This window comes from Pseudomonas batumici, from assembly GCF_000820515.1.
GTDB lineage: Bacteria > Pseudomonadota > Gammaproteobacteria > Pseudomonadales > Pseudomonadaceae > Aquipseudomonas > Aquipseudomonas batumici.
The window spans coordinates 69,747-87,614 of the sequence record NZ_JXDG01000056.1 but is presented as its reverse complement, the minus strand read 5'-3'; the positions used below and the strand labels follow the sequence as shown (position 1 = coordinate 87,614).

The 17,868-nt window shown below is 63.8% G+C and carries 15 protein-coding genes and 1 pseudogene; 3 read left to right on the top strand and 13 right to left on the bottom strand.

The features are described 5' to 3' along the window. Positions 1-13 precede the first annotated feature (13 nt). The 11 genes and pseudogenes from UCMB321_RS20670 to UCMB321_RS20620 form a co-directional block, all read right to left on the bottom strand. Positions 14-373 carry a DUF5064 family protein gene (locus UCMB321_RS20670; protein WP_040070288.1) on the bottom strand — a complete coding sequence of 120 codons (360 nt, stop codon included), beginning with the start codon at positions 371-373 and terminating at the stop codon, positions 14-16. A 55-nt stretch (positions 374-428) separates the two neighbouring features. Then, the gene (arcC, locus tag UCMB321_RS20665) at positions 429-1,358 is read right to left on the bottom strand and encodes a carbamate kinase (protein ID WP_040070287.1); all 930 of its coding nucleotides are present in this window, start codon (positions 1,356-1,358) and stop codon (positions 429-431) included. Between the two features lie 10 nt (positions 1,359-1,368). Next, a complete protein-coding gene (locus tag UCMB321_RS20660) occupies positions 1,369-2,379 on the bottom strand; it encodes an ornithine carbamoyltransferase (RefSeq protein WP_040070286.1) in 1,011 nt (336 codons plus the stop codon). A gap of 74 nt (positions 2,380-2,453) precedes the next feature. Further along, entirely contained in the window at positions 2,454-3,710 is a 1,257-nt protein-coding gene (gene arcA / locus UCMB321_RS20655) for an arginine deiminase (RefSeq protein ID WP_040070285.1), read from the bottom strand. A 34-nt stretch (positions 3,711-3,744) separates the two neighbouring features. Then, positions 3,745-5,162: pseudogene (gene arcD, locus UCMB321_RS20650) on the bottom strand (arginine-ornithine antiporter). A 153-nt stretch (positions 5,163-5,315) separates the two neighbouring features. After that, complete coding sequence (locus UCMB321_RS20645; RefSeq protein WP_040070283.1) at positions 5,316-6,668, bottom strand: CoA transferase; 1,353 nt, start codon at positions 6,666-6,668, stop codon at positions 5,316-5,318. 92 nt (positions 6,669-6,760) lie between these two features. Continuing rightward, positions 6,761-7,168 carry a YbaN family protein gene (locus UCMB321_RS20640; protein ID WP_040070282.1) on the bottom strand — a complete coding sequence of 136 codons (408 nt, stop codon included), beginning with the start codon at positions 7,166-7,168 and terminating at the stop codon, positions 6,761-6,763. Between the two features lie 70 nt (positions 7,169-7,238). Further along, complete coding sequence (locus tag UCMB321_RS20635) at positions 7,239-7,847, bottom strand: biliverdin-producing heme oxygenase (RefSeq protein ID WP_040070281.1); 609 nt, start codon at positions 7,845-7,847, stop codon at positions 7,239-7,241. A 115-nt stretch (positions 7,848-7,962) separates the two neighbouring features. Next, the gene (locus UCMB321_RS20630) at positions 7,963-10,548 is read right to left on the bottom strand and encodes a TonB-dependent receptor (RefSeq protein ID WP_040070280.1); all 2,586 of its coding nucleotides are present in this window, start codon (positions 10,546-10,548) and stop codon (positions 7,963-7,965) included. A 117-nt stretch (positions 10,549-10,665) separates the two neighbouring features. Next, positions 10,666-11,646, bottom strand: a complete 981-nt coding sequence (locus UCMB321_RS20625; RefSeq protein WP_040070279.1) for a FecR family protein — start codon at positions 11,644-11,646, stop codon at positions 10,666-10,668. A gap of 110 nt (positions 11,647-11,756) precedes the next feature. Beyond that, a complete protein-coding gene (locus tag UCMB321_RS20620; protein ID WP_040070278.1) occupies positions 11,757-12,275 on the bottom strand; it encodes an RNA polymerase sigma factor in 519 nt (172 codons plus the stop codon). A gap of 414 nt (positions 12,276-12,689) precedes the next feature. On the opposite strand from UCMB321_RS20620, the gene UCMB321_RS20615 reads away from it, so the two are divergent. Next, entirely contained in the window at positions 12,690-13,118 is a 429-nt protein-coding gene (locus UCMB321_RS20615; RefSeq protein ID WP_084615119.1) for a hypothetical protein, read from the top strand. A 212-nt stretch (positions 13,119-13,330) separates the two neighbouring features. Here the strand turns inward: UCMB321_RS20615 and UCMB321_RS20610 are convergent, their stop codons facing one another. Next, the gene (locus UCMB321_RS20610) at positions 13,331-13,795 is read right to left on the bottom strand and encodes a methylglyoxal synthase (RefSeq protein WP_040070277.1); all 465 of its coding nucleotides are present in this window, start codon (positions 13,793-13,795) and stop codon (positions 13,331-13,333) included. A 32-nt stretch (positions 13,796-13,827) separates the two neighbouring features. After that, complete coding sequence (gene gap / locus UCMB321_RS20605; RefSeq protein WP_040070276.1) at positions 13,828-14,829, bottom strand: type I glyceraldehyde-3-phosphate dehydrogenase; 1,002 nt, start codon at positions 14,827-14,829, stop codon at positions 13,828-13,830. Positions 14,830-15,041: 212 nt separating this feature from the next. Here gap and edd point away from each other — a divergent pair, with 212 nt between their 5' ends. Together edd and UCMB321_RS20595 are read left to right on the top strand one after the other, a co-directional pair. Then, on the top strand, positions 15,042-16,868 hold the full coding sequence (gene edd / locus UCMB321_RS20600) for a phosphogluconate dehydratase (protein WP_040070275.1): 1,827 nt from the start codon (positions 15,042-15,044) through the stop codon (positions 16,866-16,868). Further along, positions 16,865-17,824 (top strand): glucokinase, encoded by a 960-nt coding sequence (locus UCMB321_RS20595; RefSeq protein WP_040070274.1) that lies wholly within the window; start codon positions 16,865-16,867, stop codon positions 17,822-17,824. Before edd ends, UCMB321_RS20595 begins: the two co-directional genes overlap by 4 nt. Positions 17,825-17,868 lie beyond the last annotated feature (44 nt).

Below are 17,868 nucleotides of genomic sequence, written 5' to 3'. Positions count from 1 at the left end.
TTGGCCCGGGGCGTTACTCCAAATGCTCGGGTTTCACCGGGTCGCCGGATTTGGCGTGGAGTTGCGCGCGCACGTCTTCGAACATCTTGTCGTAGTAGCCGTGCATGGTGCGCAGGTCGGCGTTTTTCGGTATGCCGTGCTTCACCGCGAGGTGGAAGGCTTCGCTGGCGAAGTTGAACGCCAGGTCCTTGGGCAGCGTGAACACCTCGCTGAACGCCTTGTGGTTGATGTCGCCGTGCAGGGTGAACTGCATGGAGGTGCCTTCCTTCGGATCCTGCACCACCTCATAGTCGATCTTGAGGTCGTAGCTGAAATCGCCGGGCTGCAAGGCGGCACGCTGGATATGCAGGTGACCGGGCGCGAACGTGGCCATGGTGTTCTCCTTCAAGGCATGGAGTAGGGCAGGCCATGGGCCTGCCCGAGGGGTATCATGAGTAGGTGATGCCGGGTCTCGCCGTGCTGATCCGTGTCCCTGCCTTACCTTGGACTATCGCCTCGATATCCGCCAGTGATCCGATCACCGCAACCTTGCCCGTATGTCGGGCGAACTCGCACGCGGCCTGGACTTTCGGGCCCATGGAACCGGCGGCGAAACCGAGTTTTTCGATCGCGTCGGGGTGGGCCTGGGCGATGGCTTTCTGGCTCGGCTGGCCCCAGTCGACAAAGGCGGCGCTGACGTCGGTGGCGATCACCAGCAGGTCGGCGTCCAGCTGTTCGGCCAGCAACGACGAGCACAGGTCCTTGTCGATCACCGCTTCGATCCCCTTGAGCTTGCCGTCCTCGCCGTACAGCGTCGGGATGCCGCCGCCACCGGCACAGATCACGATGCTGCCTTTTTCCAGCAGCCATTTGATCGGACGGATCTCGAAGATGCGCTTGGGTTTGGGGCTGGCGACCACCCGGCGGAACGTGTCGCCGTCGGGGGCGATGCTCCAGCCTTTTTCGGCGGCCAGGCGTTCTGCCTCGGCCTTGGCATACACCGGGCCGATGGGTTTGCTCGGGTGTTGGAAGGCCGGGTCCCTGGGGTCGACTTCGACCTGGGTGAGCAAGGTGGCGAAAGGCACCTCGAAGTCCAGCAGGTTGCCCAGTTCCTGTTCGATGATGTAGCCGATCATGCCTTCGGTTTCGGCGCCGAGTACGTCCAGCGGGTAGGGCGAGACCTGGGTGTAGGCGGCGGCCTGCAACGACAGCAGGCCGACCTGCGGGCCGTTGCCGTGGGCGATGACCAATTGGTTGCCGGGGTAGACCTTGGCAATCTGTTCGGTGGCGATACGGATATTGGCGCGTTGGTTGTCCGCGGTCATGGGTTCACCACGACGCAGGAGGGCGTTGCCGCCCAGTGCTACGACGATACGCATGATGCAGTCCTCAGATATCCGCCAGCGCCGAGACCAGGATCGCCTTGATCGTGTGCATGCGGTTTTCCGCCTGCTCGAAGGCGATGTTGGCTGGCGACTCGAAGACCTCCTCGGTCACTTCAACGCCGTTGGCCAGGTGCGGGTAACGCGCCGCGATGTCCTTGCCGACCTTGGTTTCGCTGTTATGGAACGCCGGCAGGCAATGCATGAATTTCACCCGCGGATTGCCCGAGGCTTTCATCATTTTCGCATTGACCTGATACGGCAGCAGTTGCTCGATGCGTTCGTCCCAGGCTTCCACCGGCTCCCCCATGGACACCCAGACATCGGTGTGGATGAAGTCCACGCCCTTGACCGCTTCCCTCGGGTCTTCGGTGAGGGTGATGCGCGCGCCGCTCTCCTCGGCAAAGGCCTGGCACTGGGCGATGAAATCCTCGTGGGGCCACAGCGCCTTCGGTGCGCCGATGCGCACGTCCATGCCGAGCTTGGCACCGATCATCAGCAGCGAGTTGCCCATGTTGTAGCGGGCATCGCCGAGGTAGGCGTAGCTGATGTCATGCAGCGGCTTGTCGCTGTGCTCGCGCATGGTCAGGGTGTCGGCGATCATCTGCGTCGGGTGGAATTCGGCGGTCAGGCCGTTGAAGACCGGCACGCCGGCGAACTGGGCCAGCTCTTCGACGATGTCCTGCTCGAAGCCACGGTACTCGATGGCATCGAACATCCGCCCGAGCACGCGGGCGGTGTCCTTCATGCTTTCCTTGTGACCGATCTGCGACGACACCGGGTCGATATAGGTGACGTGGGCGCCCTGGTCATGGGCCGCGACTTCGAAGGCGCAGCGGGTGCGGGTCGAGGTCTTTTCGAAGATCAGCGCGATGTTCTTGCCCTTGAGGTGCGCTTGCTCGGTACCGGTGTACTTGGCGCGCTTGAGGTCGCGGGACAGGTCGAGCAGGTAGTGCAGTTCGCGGTTGGTGTGGTGCATCAAGCTCAGCAGGCTGCGATTACGCATGTTAAAAGCCATTTTGGATCTCCTTGGGTATCGGTTATCCGCCTGCCGTGGCCCTTCGTGGGGGCAAGGACAGGCTTGAATATCGGTCAGTAATCGATCGGGTCGCGGATGATCGGGCAGGTCATGCAGTGGCCACCGCCGCGGCCCCGGCCCAGTTCGCCGGCGCTGATGGTGATCACTTCCACGCCGGCCTTGCGCAGCAGGGTGTTGGTGTAGGTGTTGCGGTCGTAGCCGATCACCACGCCCGGCTCCACGGCCACCACGTTGTTGCCGTCGTCCCACTGCTCGCGTTCGGCGGCGAAGCTGTTGCCGCCGGTTTCCACCACGCGCAGGGCCTTGAGACCGAGGGCCTGGGCAACGGTGTCGAGGAAGTTGCTTTCTTCGCGACGGATGTCGATGCCGCCGGGCTTGCTCTCGTCAGGTCGCAGGCTGAAGGCGACGATCTGGTTCACCACTTCCGGGAAGATGGTCACCAGGTCGCGGTCGCAGAAGCTGAACACGGTGTCCAGGTGCATGGCCGCGCGGGACTTCGGCAGGCCGGCGACGATCACCCGTTCCACCGCCTTGTGCTTGAACAGGTTCAGCGCCAGTTGGCCGATGGCCTGGCGCGAGGAGCGCTCGCCCATGCCGATCAGCACCACGCCGTTGCCGAGGGGCATGACGTCGCCGCCTTCGAGGGTGGCGTTGCCGTGTTCCTGGTCCGGGTCGCCGTACCAGACCTGGAAGTCGGCGTTGACGAATTCCGGATGGAACTTGTAGATGGCGCTGGCCAACAGGGTTTCCTGGCGTCGCGCCGGCCAGTACATCGGGTTGAGGGTCACGCCACCGTAGATCCAGCAGGTGGTGTCGCGGGTGAACTGGGTGTTGGGCAGCGGCGGCAGGATAAAGCTGGAGTGGCCGAGGAAGTCGCGGAACATCTCGATAGTCTTGCCGCCGAAACTGCCGGGCAGGTCATCGGCCGAGACGCCACCGATCAGGAACTCGGCGATCTTGCGCGGTTCCAGGCTGCGCAGCCAGGCGCCGACTTCGTTGACCAGGCCCAGGCCGACCTGGTTGGCGGTGATCTTGCGCTCCAGGATCCAGTCCAGGGCTTCCTTCTGGCCGACGATGTCGGTCAGCAGGTTGTGCATTTCCAGCACGTCGATATCGCGTTCGCGCATCTTGGTGACGAAGTCGAAGTGATCGCGCTTGGCCTGGGCCACCCAGAGCACATCGTCGAACAGCAGTTCGTCGCAGTTGTTCGGGGTCAGCCGCTGGTGCGCCAGGCCCGGTGAGCAGACCATCACCTTGCGCAGCTTGCCGGCTTCGGAATGAACGCCGTACTTCACTTTTTCCGTGGTCATTGCAGATCCTCCAGAGGGCGGAACAAACAGGGTGCTACAGGGTCAGGAAGCCGTCGTAGAGGCCGTAGGCCGCCACCAGGGCGCCTATGACCACCGCGGCGAAAATCAGCTTCTCGACGGGGGTGAAAATTGGCTTGCCCAGCTCGTGCTTGGCCTTGGCGAACAGGATCACACCGGGGGCGTAGAGCAGGGCGGACAGCAGCAGGTACTTGACGCCGCCGGCGTACAGCAGCCAGATCGCATAGACCAGGGCGATGGCGCCGATGACCAGGTCCTTGCGGCGTTCGCCCAGGGCCTGTTCATAACTTTCGCCACGCACCGCCAGCAGCACGGCATAGGCCGCCGACCACAGGTAGGGCACCAGGATCATCGAGGTGGCGAGGTAGATCAGCGACAGGTAGGTGCTGGCGGAAAACAGCGTGATGACCAGGAAGACCTGGACCATGGCGTTGGTCAGCCACAGGGCGTTGGCCGGCACATGGTTGGCGTTTTCGCGGCGTAGGAACGCCGGCATGGTGTGGTCCTTGGCGGCGGCGAACATGATCTCCGCGCACAGCAGCACCCAGGACAGCAGGGCGCCGAGCAGCGAGATGACCAGGCCGACGCTGATCAGCACCGCACCCCAGTGACCGACCACGTGCTCGAGCACGGCGGCCATGGACGGGTTCTGCAGTTTCGCCAGGGCCGGCTGGGTCATGATCCCCAGGGACAGGACGTTCACCAGCACCAGGAACAGCAGCACGGTGATGAAGCCGATGACCGTGGCCTTGCCCACGTCCGAGCGTTTTTCCGCGCGGGCGGAGAAGATGCTCGCGCCCTCGATGCCGATGAACACCCAGACGGTGACCAGCATCATGTTGCGCACCTGGTTCATCACGCTGCCCAGGTCCGGGTTCTTCACGCCCCAGATGTCGGCGCTGAAGATCTCCAGCTTGAAGGCGAACAGCGCGATCAGCACGAACAGCAGCAGCGGCACCACCTTGGCTACGGTGGTGACCAGGTTGATGAAGGCCGCTTCCTTGATGCCGCGCAGTACCAGCCCATGCACGGCCCACAGCAGCACCGAGGCAGCGACCACCGCGGCCAGGGTATTGCCTTGACCGAAGACCGGGAAGAAGTAACCCAGGGTGCTGAACAGCAGGACGAAATAGCCGACGTTGCCCAGCCAGGCACTGATCCAGTAGCCCCAGGCCGACGAGAACCCCATGTAGTCGCCGAAACCGGCCTTGGCGTAGGCATAGACCCCGCCGTCCAGGTTTGGCTTGCGATTGGCTAGGGTCTGGAACACGAACGCCAGGGTCAACATGCCCACCGCGGTAATGGCCCAGCCGATCAGGATGGCGCCGACATCGGCACTGGCGGCCATGTTCTGCGGCAGGGAAAAGCGATCATCGAACCGACCACCAGGGCGACCAGCGCGCCTAATCGCAGTTTTCCGGGAGATTCAGACATTGCATGACTCCAATTCAGGAGAAGTGAGTCTGCAGAGTAGGGGCGGGAATAAAAGCGAGAGGTGATACAGATCAGTTCATGGGCACACAAACTGCGATGCGGCGCATTGGTCACGCGGGTGGTGGGGACAATGGCCGCTGGGGAGTTTCGAGTTCACCACCACTGTGGCGGATGGGCTCCCAGTTTCGTCGCCGCCAAGGTCCACTGCAACGGCACCGCCCCGACCTTCAGCGGCGCCAGCAAACGTTGCGCCGGGCCCCATGAGGTCGGTTCCAGCAGCGGGTTCCAGTCCTGTGCCTCTACGGGCGACAGTAGCTGTGTGCCATTGACCGCCCCCTGTTCCACCAGCAGTTTCGCGGTGCGGGCCAGGGACAAGCGCGCTGAGCCGCCCAGCCCGCTGTGCAAGCGCTCGGTCAGTGCGCGGATTGCCGCGGCCGCCATCAGGTAACCGGTGCCATGGTCCAGTGCCTGCACCGGTAGCGGGATGGGCTTGTCTGCCTGCTTCCAGAGCATGCCGGCCTGGGCGATACCGCTGCTCATCTGCACCAGGCTGTCGAAGCCCCGGCGATTGCGCCACGGGCCGCTCCAGCCGTAGGCGTTCAGGCTCACATCTATCAGGCCGGGGGCCAGGCGCTGACGGCGTCGGGCATCGTAGCCGAGCCCGTCCAGCGCATCGGCGCGGTAGCCGTGCAGGAGGATATCGGCGCCCCCCAGCAAGCCTTCGAAGATCTCGCGGTCAGCGGCGTCATGCAGGTTCAGGCGGGCACAGCGCTTGCCCAGGGTCACGTCCGGTGTCAGCGCGGGTTCGTCCCAGCTCGGTGGGTCGATACGCAGCACATCGGCGCCCAGTCCTGCGAGCAGGCGGCTGGCCACGGGGCCGGCGAGTACGCGGGTCAGGTCCAGGACCTTGATGCCCGCCAGCGGGCGCGCCTGCGAACCCAACCAGGTCCGCGGGCCATGGCTGTCGTGGGTGGTTCGCTGGACCAGGGCTTCGGCATTCACCACCAGCCCTTGAGGATGTTCCTTCCAGGCGGACCACGAGCGCATTTGCGCGGCGCAGCCCCCGGCCTCGACCACGGCCTGCTCCAGCTCGCCGGCGGACCATTGGGCAACCTTGTCGGCCATGGCGTTGCGATCGGTGGCCGGTCCCAGTACCCGCTCGGCGGCGCGGCGATGGTGCGGGGCGTTGGTGTGCAGGCGGATCCAGCCGTCGGCGCTGGCGTAGTCGCCGGCTATCGGGTCCCAGGGCGGTGGGATTTCCCAGCCCACCGGCTGCACGGCGGTACCGAACCAGAAGGAGGCCAGGCGCCGGTCGACTTCGACCTCGGGGCGTTGTCCGCGTTGTTGCTGCAGCAGTTCGGCCACGGCCTGGCCGGCGGCGGCGAGGGTGGCGCCGGCCAGTTCGGTGACGGCGAAGGCCGAGGGGAGAACGCCGCTGCCGGTGAAGACCGGGGGCGAAAGGGGCAGGTCGAGTGCGGCTTGAATGGACGTCAGTAGATCGGTCATCGAAGGCCCTCCGTGAGAAGGGGCATTGCACCTGAAATACAGCCGATTGTCGATGTCAGGTGCCGCCATGGACCGTAGGCACCGAATGGGTATCAGGACGCGTCGGGCAGGGCGAGCCGCTCCGGACGCGACCAGATCCACAGGTTGCCCAGGCTCATCCCGGCGATGGCCAGGTAGACCGGCCAGCCGTGTTCGAGCATCACCAGCATCAGCGTGGCGCAGAGCAGCATGCTGACGGTGGCGCTGACCTTGGCCCGGCGGGCGATGATCTTGCCGTTGCGCCAGTTGCTCAGGATCGGGCCGAACAGGCGATGGTTTTCCAGCCAGGCACTCAGGCGCGGCGAACTCCTGGTGGCGGCCCAGGCGGCCAGCAGGATGAACTCGGTGGTCGGCAGGCCAGGAACGACGATGGCGATCAGGCCGATGCCCAGGCTGACATAGGCAAGCAGGCCGAAGAGCACGCGGGCGAGTTTGGAAGAGGAGGGTTTTGGCTGGGTCATGGCGTCGATTGTGCGGCGATGGAGTGAGCGGCTCAAGCCCCCGGTTCCTGAAAAGGACGGGGGCGCCTGATCAGGCCAGTTCCGGCGCCGTGGCGTAGGCCTGTTCCAGCAACACGGTGAAACGCACGAACGCATCGATGGCAGCTTTTTCCGCCGCCGCCTCTTCCTCGGCACTGAACTCCAGCCCGTCGAGGGTCCTGGTAAAACGCTTCCAGCCTTCGGCACGGCCACCAGCCGGTTCACCCAGGTGGCGGGCGCCGAAGGTTTCGCCGAGGCCCAGGCCCACGGCGCGCTTGATCAGGAACGCGGCACCGAGCTTCGAACCCTCGGAGACAAAGAGCCAGCCCAGGGCCTCGGCCTTGCTCGGATGCTTCACGGCGCCGGCCACTGGCGCCGGCACTTCGGTGTCCAGGTCGGCGAGGTCGGCCTTGGCTGCTTCGGCCCGGCAGCGCTCGGGCAGATCCGCCACGAGGGCGATCAGTTCGGGATCGTTGTACAGCGACACCAGCTCCGACTGGAACAGGTACTGGGCCACTACGAAACGGGCGAAGTTCGCCCGGGTTTCGAACGGGGCGTGGGCCTTGACCAACTGATCGAGCCTGGCGTGCGGTTCGTGGGTGATCTGGTTCAGGCGTTGCGAGCGCAGGCTTGGGCGCTGGGTGGTGTCCGGGGTGGTCATGACGATGTCCTTGAGAATGAGAGGCGTTGTGTGACTAGACGAATCAGAAGGCGCGCGACAGTAAAAAAACCTCACCCTGGCGCCGCGAAATCCGGCCGGGTGAGGTGCGGTTCGATCAGATATCCCAGATCAGGTTGACCGAGAAATTGCGCCCCGGCGCGGTCAGGCGCTCGAGGTTGGCCGGGTTCAGCACGCCGGCTTCGCCGACGCTGTCGTAGCCGCGCACGTCATCCCAGTTCCAGTACTTCTTGTCGGTCAGGTTGTAGAGACCGGCGTTGACGGTGACGTCGTGGCTGACCTTGTAGTAACCGGTCAGGTCCAGCACGCCGTAGCCCGGGGTCTTGAACTGCTCGCCCTTGCCGTCGGGGGAGAAGAAGTTGCTGCTGTCTACCCCGTGCTTGCGTTGTACCAGGGTCCAGCTCAACAGACCGCCGTAGTTGTCCTGGTCGTAGCCCAGGCCCATGACGGCGGTGAGTGGGTTGACGCTGTTGAGCGGTTGCCCGGTGTCGTTGTTGCGGCCGTGCTCATAAGCCAGGGAGCCTTTGCTGTAGAGGCCTTGCGGTGCACCGAAAGTATCCAGGTCGAGGCGACCCTTGAGCTCGGCACCCTTGATGGTGGCGTGCTTGATGTTGTTGCTCCGGAAGGTCAGCTCGGTGTAGCCGGGAGCGATGGCGTCTTCGTTGATGAAGTCGCGGTACTGGTTGTAGAACACCGCCAGGTCAAAGGAGCCGGACTCGAACTTGCCGCGCAGGCCGGTCTCGTAGCTCTTGCTCTTTTCCGGCTGTAGGTTCGGGTTGGGCGCGACCCGGTAGCCGGTGTTCAGGTTCTGGAAGCGACCGTACAAGGCCTTGGCCGACGGGGTGCGGAAGCCTTCGGCGTACTGGCCGTACCAGGTGTACTGGTCGCTCAGGGCGTAGGTCAGGCCGAACTTGGGCGAGACGCGATGCCAGGTCTTGTTGGAACCGTCGACGGCACCGCCGCCCGCCGCGGCGATGGTGTTGAGGAATTCCTGGGTGATGTGCGGCTTGAGCTGGGTGTAGTCATAGCGCAGGCCCGGCAGGAAGGTCCATTTGTTCCAGCTGATCTGGTCCTGGGCGAACAGGCTGTAGCTGTCGATAGTCGGGTCCGGGAAGTCGCTGGACTTGACCAGACGGTCGGACGGGCTGTCGGCGCCTACGGCGGTGCAGCCCCGGCCCACGGCCAGGCAGGTCCCGGAACCGCTGCGCGAACCGGTGACTTTCTGCTGCTTGATCGTGGTGCCGTAGGTCAGCAGGTGATCGGTCGCACCGAGGTTGAAGGCCTTGTCGGCCTGGGCATCGAAGACCCACTGCTTTTCCTCGTAGACCGTATCGCGACTGCGCAGGACGTTACGGGTGAAGGGGAAGTAGTTTTCCAGGGTGCTCTGGTCGGTTTTCGCGATCTGGTAGTTCAGGCTCAGCTTGACGTGATCGGCCACGGCACTGTCCAGGCCGAAGCTGTTCTCGAGGCCGAAGCGTTCGCGACTGATGGTGTCGTTGCCGGTGCGCGAGTGGTACATGCCCAGTGGCTGGCCGAAGTTGAACGGGCCACCCACGGCGCTGCGCTGGTTGGTATCGATATCGTCCTTGTAGCGCTCGTAGGTCAGGCCCAGGCGCGAGTCGTCGTTGTAGTTCCACCCCAACTTGGCCAGTACGTTGGTAGCACGGGCTTTCTCCGGGTTCGCCGCGGTGCGGTTCAGACCGGTGCCGCCGGTATCACCATAGGACTCGGTCTCACGTCCGTTGCGCTGGCTCAGGTGCAGCAGGCCATCGAGATCGCCGCTGCGTGCGGCGACGGTGCCGGAGGTCAGCCAGCTGTTATCGGCGGAGCTGTAGCCACTCTTCAGGCGGGCGCCGACGTCCTGGCCCGGCTTGATGATGTCATCCGGGTCGAGGGTGTAGTAGCTCACCGCGCCACCGATGGCACTGCTGCCGTAGAGCACCGAGGCCGGACCGCGAAGGATCTCCACGCGCTTGACGATTTCCGGGTCGACGTAGTTGCGCCGGGTGTTGGCGTAAGGGCCGTTGAAGAAACTGTCGGGAATTTCGACGCCGTCGACCTGGGTCAGGATCCGGTCGCCGTCGATGCCACGGATGTTGTAGTTGCTGATGCCGCCACCACGCTGGCCGGTGCCGCCCACCGAGACACCGGGTTCGTCACGGACCAGTTGCTTGATGGTATTGACGTTCTGGCGATCGAGTTGCTGGCGGTCCTTCACCGTCACGGTGTTGGGCACCGAGCTGACGTCCTGCTCCTGGCGGGTGGCGCTGATGGTCACCTGCGCCAGGTTCAGGGCGCTGCCGCCGGCGCGCTTTTCCAGGACGATGCTGTTATCGCCGACTTTGCGGTAGCTCAGGTTGGTGCCGACCAGCAGGCGCTCCAGGGCCTTTTCCGGCGGCAGTGCGCCGCGCACGCCCGGCGACGCCACGTCCTGGCCGAGCTCGGCGGGCAAGCCGACCTGCCAGCCGGTGATCGAGGTGAAGGCGTTGAGCGCCGACACCAGGGGTTGTTGTGCGATGGAGAAACTGTAGTTGCCCAGGCTCCTGGCCGGCGGTTCGGCGGTACCGGCCGCCAGCACCGGCGTCGCTTGTGCGCCGGCCAGCAGGATGGCGGCGGTCAGCAAGGACAAGGTGCGGTGTTGCAGACCGCCGGTGCGGGTCTTGGAGGTGAAACGAGTGGGCATCGATAGCGCTCCCGGGTGGACGAATCGTTATAGGTAGTGCGTGATTCAAATGCGAATCACTTGCATTAGCTATAACGAGACGAATCACCGGTGGCTATCGCGTAAAAATAATTCTGCTCAGTTGAGAATGACCAGCGCCGGGTACTCCGAGAGCTTGGCGGAGGTGATCTGGGCCAGGGCGCGGACCACGTCCAGGGGCTTGTCCAGGCGGTAGTTGCCGGTGACGGCGACCTGGGCCAGGTGCTCGTTGTTGTTGACGATCCAGCCGGGGTAGTAGCGCCGCAGTTCGGCCAGCACCTGGTTCAGCGGGCAGTTTTCGAACACCAGCCGGCCCTGGACCCAGGCCAGGTCCTTCTGTGCATCGAGTTTTTCCGGGGGACCGAAGCCGTGGGGACCGACCCGCACGCTGTTGCCGGCGGACAGGCGCAGGCGGGCGCTGTCGTCGAGGGTGCGCAGGTCGACATCGCCGCGCTGGACCTGCACCTGCGCCTCGCCATCGAGGTAGCGCACGGCGAAGCTGGTATCGCTGACGCTGGCGCGGACTGGCCCGGCGTCGATCTCAAGGGGTTGTTCGCGCTCGGCGGCCACTTCGAAGAACGCCTCGCCCTTGTACAGCCGGGCCTTGTGCTGCCGCTCGTTGAAGGTGCTGGAGAACGCCGAGTTGGTGTTGAGCAGGACTTTCGAGCCGTCTTCGAGTTGCAGGTGCTGGCGTTCGCCGACCACGGTCAGGTGATCGGCTTGCAGGCGCAAGGGCAGGTTGCCATAGCTGCCGAGGGCGATCAGCAGCGCGGCGGCGGTGGCCAGGGGTTTCCAGTGTGGGCGCAGGCGCCGCAGCAGTGACGGGCGTCGCCGCTGTTGCAGGAGCTGTTGTTGCAGGAGTTGGGCGGTGGCGAACACCGGCTGGGCATTCCAGGCAGCGCTGGCCCGCGCATAGGCCTGGGCATGGCGCGGGTCGGCGGCGTGCCAGGTGTCGAAGGCGGCCTGCTGCTCGGCCGTCGGGCACTCCATGACGATCAGCCAGTCCAGTGCCTGATCCATGGCTGCGTCATGCGGCGCCTGCCCGGAGGCGGGCGGGCGCAGGTCTTGACTGTCTGTCACGGGTGTTCCTCGGCAACGTTTGCCACGGTTTGGTTCAACGATCTTGTGATTTTGAGCGATAGAGCCATAGGGCTTTCGAGCTGGCCGTCTACGCTGTCAGGCGCCAGAGCTTAGGAGCGATCCAAGCGTTCGGCCACTCCGACACAGATTGCCATGATCAGCTTGAGTTCCTTTTGCACGGTGCTCAGGGACACGTCGAGCCGTTCGGCGATCTCCTGGTAGCTGCAGCCGTGGAGGCGGCTGAGGATGAAAATCTGCTGCTGGCGCGCACTCAGTTGGCCGAGGCTGACGCTCAGGCGCTTGAGCATCTGCTCGGCGTGGGTGGCGTCTTCCGCCGTGCTCAGGGGGGCGGCGACGTTCTGCATGACATCAAGGGGCACGTCGTCCATCAGGGTGCGCGACTGGACACGCAGCGCGCGCAGATGGTCCAGCGCCAGGTTGCGGGCGGTCTGGAAGACGAAGGGTTCGAGGTGATCCACCGGGCGTTCGCTCAAGGCTCGGGTGACCCGCAGGTAGGTCTCCTGCAGCAGATCCTCGGCGGTACTGGGATTGTTGACCATACGCTGCAAGGTGCGCAGCAGCGTGACACGCTGGGCGAGGAAGACAGTATTGAAGTGGGACTGACTCACGGAAGCACCGGACCGATTGCAAGTAAATGATAATGCTTATCATATGTATTGTTGGTCAAGTCCCAATGTGTTTCGTCGTTGGCGTCTCGCCCCTACAGAAAGGTTAAATGGCCTTCTAAAATATCTAACATTTCCTACGAGCTTCGGGCGTGGGAGAATATTGCGCGCGCAAAAGGTGAACGCTAAGTTTGGCTGTCGCTGCAAACTCAGCGACGCGGGTTTTGCAGCCCGGAACAAACAAAGGCGCACAGCGCTGCGAAAGCGGTTTTTGTGCTCGTATTATGGCGAGCTGTGCGCAGGAGGCTTTGGCCTGCCGGGTTCCTTTGTTTCCGGTCTGCAAACCTGTGTACGGCTCGCCACCTTTCGTTTTGCAGCGTGGGTGATGGGCTCCCGATCTAACAAAGGAGCTTCACCATGATTAAGAAAATTACCCCTGATCCGCCGACTGTCCGCAAGATCCTCAGTACCGCTGACAAAGACCTGTATCTAAGCAAACACTCTGATACCTGCTCCAACGAGCCTGAGCCGCCTCCGGCAAACACGTCCCGTTTGCTCGATACCCTCGCATTCACTTGCGCCAAACCCGTTATCCCCGAGGCACCGTACAAGCCCACGCTGTTTGCCATCCAACCGGGCATCAACGCCCAGGACGCACTGACCTACGTTTCGAATCTGCTCGAGACGGCGGAACTCAATGGCGACGAAATCAGCCTGCATACCAACCCCGTCGAGCGGGCGCTGTTCTGGGGCATGCTGCATTCAGTGGAAGTGGCGCGTGCGGTGGTGGATGCGTTGCTGCAAGGTTCGCGCGTATCTGATCCCGCATCACCTTCATTCGACTGAAACCGATAGGCAAAAACGAAAAAATCCCGCCAAAGACGCAATGTTGTTCACTTAAAGGGGGGGGGGGAGAGCCGAACACGGTCCACTGTAGGAGCCAGCTTGCTCGCGATGGTAGCCCAGGCACCGTGGGGTATCAGATGCCCCGCGTTATCGTTGACGACCATCGCCAGCAAGCTGGCTCCTACAGTGACCGCGTTCAGTCTGGCCGGACGTTAACGCCTGCTTGAAAGATACGCGTTGTAATCCGGCACCCGATACTCATGCGCCTGCTCCATCAACGGACTGCTGAGCAGGTAGTCGGCGGTGCACTCGTTGCAGGCCACCGGGATGTTCCACACCGCCGCGACCCGCAGCAACGCCTTGATATCCGGGTCGTGGGGCTGCGGCTCGAACGGATCCCAGAAGAACACCAGCATATCCACCCGCTGCTCGGCAATGCGTGCGCCCAGTTGCTGGTCGCCGCCCAACGGGCCGCTGATCATACTTTCCACCGGCAGGCCCAGGCGTTTGTTCAACAACAAACCCGTTGTGCCGGTGGCCACCAGTTCATGCCGGGCCAGGCGCTCTTTCTGGCGCTCGGCCCAGTCCAGCAGAAACACTTTGCAATTGTCGTGGGCCACCAGGGCGATGCGCTTGCGCGCCGCCATGGTGGTATGGGTAAAGCTGATCCCTATCATCGGTGGCTCCACGCCTGTTCCTCGTTCCGCGGTTATTCAGCGTTGCACAGCGCCAGGCAGTTATCCAGCATGCGGTTGGAGAAGCCCCACTCGTTGTCGTACCAGGCCAGGACCTTGAGCAGCTTGCCGCTGACCTTGGTGTGGTTGGCGTCGAAGATCGACGACAGTGGGTTGTGATTGAAGTCGCTGGAAACCAGCGGCAGGGTGTTGTAGCCGAGGATCTTCGAATGCCGGCTGGCTTCCTTGAGCAGGGCGTTGACCTCATCGGCCGTGGCCTCGCGCTTGAGCTGCACGGTCAGGTCCACCAGGGAAACGTTGATCACCGGCACGCGCACGGCCATGCCGGTCAGCTTGCCCGCCAGTTCCGGCAGCACCAGGCCCACGGCTTCGGCGGCGCCGGTCTTGCTCGGGATCATGTTCTGGGTCGCCGAACGGGCGCGGTACGGGTCGGTGTGGTAGACGTCGGTCAGGTTCTGGTCGTTGGTGTAGGCATGGATGGTGGTCATCAGGCCGCTTTCGATGCCCAGTTCGCGGTGCAGCACCTGGGCCACCGGAGCCAGGCAGTTGGTGGTGCACGACGCGTTGGAAATGATCTGGTGCGATGAGCGCAGGATGTCATGGTTGACCCCGTACACCACAGTGGCATCGGCACCTTTGGCCGGTGCGGAAATAATCACTTTGCGGGCGCCGGCGCTCAGGTGCGCGGCGGCCTTGGCACGGTCGGTGAACAGACCGGTGCATTCGAAGACCACGTCGATCTTCTCGGCGGCCCAGGGCAGTTCGGCCGGGTTGCGGATCGCGCTGACGGCAATCCGGTCGCCGTTGACGGTCAGGCTTTCAGCGTCATGCTCTACGCTGGCATCAAAGGTGCCGTGAACCGTGTCGTACTTGAGCAGATGGGCATTGATGGCACTGTCGCCCAGGTCGTTGATGGCGACGACCTGCAGGTCCTGGCGGTAACCTTGGGTATAGAGTGCACGCAGTACGTTGCGGCCGATGCGGCCAAATCCGTTGATTGCGATTCGTAGAGTCATTTGGGGACGTGCCTGTCATAATTTTGTTGTTGGAATTACAAGATTATTCGCAAAAAAATAGAAAACAAGCCTTTTTAGTGGCAATATTTTGTTTTATCTACAACGAGTGACCTGGATCAACGGGTCCGAATGATTGCAAAGCCCCGCCGTACGAGGCTTTCGGTCAGCTTGGAACCACAGGTCGCCACATCCGTTAGCCTGGAGTTCAACACATGCATCCCCGCGTCCTTGAGGTCACCGAACGGCTTGTCGCCCGCAGCCGCGCCACTCGTCAGGCGTATCTGGCACTGATTCGCGGTGCTGCCAGTGACGGCCCGATGCGCGGCAAGCTGCAATGCGCGAACTTCGCCCACGGCGTGGCCGGGTGTGGCAGCGACGACAAGCAGAGCCTGCGCCTGATGAACGCCGCCAACGTGGCGATCGTTTCGTCATATAACGACATGCTCTCCGCGCACCAGCCCTACGAAACCTATCCGGAACAAATCAAGCAGGCGTTGCGCGAGATCGGCTCGGTCGGCCAGTTCGCCGGCGGCGTACCGGCCATGTGCGACGGCGTGACCCAGGGCGAGCCGGGCATGGAGCTGGGCATCGCCAGCCGCGAAGTGATCGCGATGTCCACCGCCGTGGCCCTGTCCCACAACATGTTCGACGCGGCGATGATGCTCGGCATCTGCGACAAGATCGTCCCCGGCCTGATGATGGGCGCCTTGCGCTTCGGTCACCTGCCGACGATCTTCGTGCCCGGCGGGCCGATGGTCTCGGGGATTTCCAACAAGGAAAAAGCCGACGTGCGCCAGCGCTATGCCGAAGGCAAGGCCAGCCGCGAGGAGCTGCTGGAGTCGGAGATGAAGTCCTACCACAGCCCGGGCACCTGCACCTTCTACGGCACCGCCAACACCAACCAGTTGCTGATGGAGGTGATGGGCCTGCACTTGCCGGGCGCGTCCTTCGTCAACCCCAATACCCCGCTGCGCGATGCCCTGACCCGTGAAGCGGCGCACCAGATCACCCGCCTGACCAAGCAGAGCGGCAGCTTCATGCCCCTGGGCGAGATCGTCGACGAGCGTTCGCTGGTCAACTCCATCGTGGCCCTGCATGCCACCGGCGGCTCCACCAACCACACCCTGCACATGCCGGCGATTGCCCAGGCGGCCGGTATCCAACTGACCTGGCAGGACATGGCCGACCTCTCCGAGGTGGTGCCGACCCTGTCCCACGTCTATCCGAACGGCAAGGCCGATATCAACCACTTCCAGGCGGCGGGCGGCATGGCCTTCCTGATCCGCGAGCTGCTGGAAGCCGGCCTGTTGCACGAAGACGTCAACACCGTGGCCGGTCACGGCCTGAGCCGCTACACCCAGGAACCGTTCCTGCAGGACGGTCAGCTGGTCTGGCGCGACGGGCCGATCGAAAGCCTCGATGAAAACATCCTGCGCCCGGTGGCCCGTGCCTTCTCCCCCGAAGGCGGTCTGCGGGTGATGGAAGGCAACCTCGGGCGCGGCGTGATGAAAGTCTCCGCCGTGGCGCCGGAACACCAGATCGTCGAAGCCCCGGCGGTGGTGTTCCAGGACCAGCAGGACCTGGCCGATGCGTTCAAGGCCGGCTTGCTGGAGAAGGATTTCGTCGCGGTGATGCGCTTCCAGGGCCCGCGCTCCAACGGCATGCCCGAACTGCACAAGATGACCCCGTTCCTCGGCGTGCTGCAGGACCGTGGCTTCAAGGTCGCGCTGGTCACCGACGGGCGCATGTCCGGGGCCTCGGGCAAGATCCCGGCGGCCATCCATGTCTGTCCCGAAGCCCATGTCGGCGGCGCGCTGGCGCGGGTCCGCGACGGCGACATGATTCGCGTGGACGGCGTCAAGGGCACTTTGCGGGTGCTGGTGGACGACGCCGAATTCGCCGCGCGCGAGCCTGCGGTCGGCCTGTTGGGTAATAATATCGGCTGTGGCCGTGAACTCTTCGGCTTCATGCGCATGGCCTTCAGCTCGGCGGAGCAGGGCGCCAGCGCGTTCACTTCGGCCCTGGAGCACCTTGAATGAAGTTGGCGTTGGTAGGGGATATCGGTGGGACCAATGCGCGGTTCGCGCTCTGGAAGGACAATGCCCTGGATTCGGTGAAGGTCCTGGCGACCGTCGATTACGCCAGTCCCGAGGAGGCCATCAAGGTCTACCTCGACGGCCTCGGCCTGGCGCCGGGCTCGGTCGGCGCCGTGTGCCTGTCGGTGGCGGGGCCCGTGGGTGGCGACGAGTTCCGTTTCACCAATAACCACTGGCGGCTGAGCCGCCGTGCCTTCTGCGAGACCTTGCAGGTCGACGAGCTGTTGCTGGTCAACGACTTTTCCGCCATGGCCCTGGGCATGACCCGGCTGGAGCCGGGGGATTACCGGGTGGTCTGCGAAGGCACGCCGGAGCCGCTGCGTCCGGCGGTGGTGATCGGGCCCGGCACCGGGCTGGGCGTGGGCACCTTGCTGGACCTGGGCGAGCAGCGCTTCATGGCCTTGCCGGGGGAGGGCGGGCATGTCGACCTGCCCCTGAGCAGTCCGCGCGAGACCCAGCTCTGGCAGCATATCCACAGTGAGATCGGCCATGTCAGCGCCGAGACCGCCTTGAGTGGTGGCGGCTTGCCACGGGTGTACCGGGCGATCTGCGCGGTGGATGGGCATGTGCCGGTGCTGGAAACCCCGGAGTCGATCACCGCGGCCGGTCTGGCCGGCGATCCGATTGCCCGGGAAGTGCTGGAACAGTTCAGTTGCTGGCTGGGCCGGGTGGCCGGCAACAACGTGCTGACCACGGGCGGGCGCGGCGGGGTGTACATCGTCGGCGGGGTGATCCCGCGGTTTGCCGATTTTTTCATCTACAGCGGTTTTGCCAGAAGCTTCGCCGACAAAGGTTGCATGAGCGATTACTTCAAGGGGATTCCGGTGTGGCTGGTGACGGCCCCCTATTCCGGGTTGATTGGCGCGGGGGTGGCGTTGCAGCAGGCCTTCACGGCTTAATCGATTAAGGCATAATCCGCATTTCTGTCCTCCCCACAACAACA

What these genes read in the sequence shown, in the direction of transcription:
- UCMB321_RS20670 (WP_040070288.1), bottom strand. Translation starts at nt 373, where the DNA reads ATGGCCACGTTCGCGCCCGGTCACCTGCATATCCAGCGTGCCGCCTTG.
- arcC (WP_040070287.1), bottom strand. Translation starts at nt 1,358, where the DNA reads ATGCGTATCGTCGTAGCACTGGGCGGCAACGCCCTCCTGCGTCGTGGT.
- UCMB321_RS20660 (WP_040070286.1), bottom strand. Translation starts at nt 2,379, where the DNA reads ATGGCTTTTAACATGCGTAATCGCAGCCTGCTGAGCTTGATGCACCAC.
- arcA (WP_040070285.1), bottom strand. Translation starts at nt 3,710, where the DNA reads ATGACCACGGAAAAAGTGAAGTACGGCGTTCATTCCGAAGCCGGCAAG.
- UCMB321_RS20645 (WP_040070283.1), bottom strand. Translation starts at nt 6,668, where the DNA reads ATGACCGATCTACTGACGTCCATTCAAGCCGCACTCGACCTGCCCCTT.
- UCMB321_RS20640 (WP_040070282.1), bottom strand. Translation starts at nt 7,168, where the DNA reads ATGACCCAGCCAAAACCCTCCTCTTCCAAACTCGCCCGCGTGCTCTTC.
- UCMB321_RS20635 (WP_040070281.1), bottom strand. Translation starts at nt 7,847, where the DNA reads ATGACCACCCCGGACACCACCCAGCGCCCAAGCCTGCGCTCGCAACGC.
- UCMB321_RS20630 (WP_040070280.1), bottom strand. Translation starts at nt 10,548, where the DNA reads ATGCCCACTCGTTTCACCTCCAAGACCCGCACCGGCGGTCTGCAACAC.
- UCMB321_RS20615 (WP_084615119.1), top strand. Translation starts at nt 12,690, where the DNA reads ATGATTAAGAAAATTACCCCTGATCCGCCGACTGTCCGCAAGATCCTC.
- UCMB321_RS20610 (WP_040070277.1), bottom strand. Translation starts at nt 13,795, where the DNA reads ATGATAGGGATCAGCTTTACCCATACCACCATGGCGGCGCGCAAGCGC.
- gap (WP_040070276.1), bottom strand. Translation starts at nt 14,829, where the DNA reads ATGACTCTACGAATCGCAATCAACGGATTTGGCCGCATCGGCCGCAAC.
- edd (WP_040070275.1), top strand. Translation starts at nt 15,042, where the DNA reads ATGCATCCCCGCGTCCTTGAGGTCACCGAACGGCTTGTCGCCCGCAGC.
- UCMB321_RS20595 (WP_040070274.1), top strand. Translation starts at nt 16,865, where the DNA reads ATGAAGTTGGCGTTGGTAGGGGATATCGGTGGGACCAATGCGCGGTTC.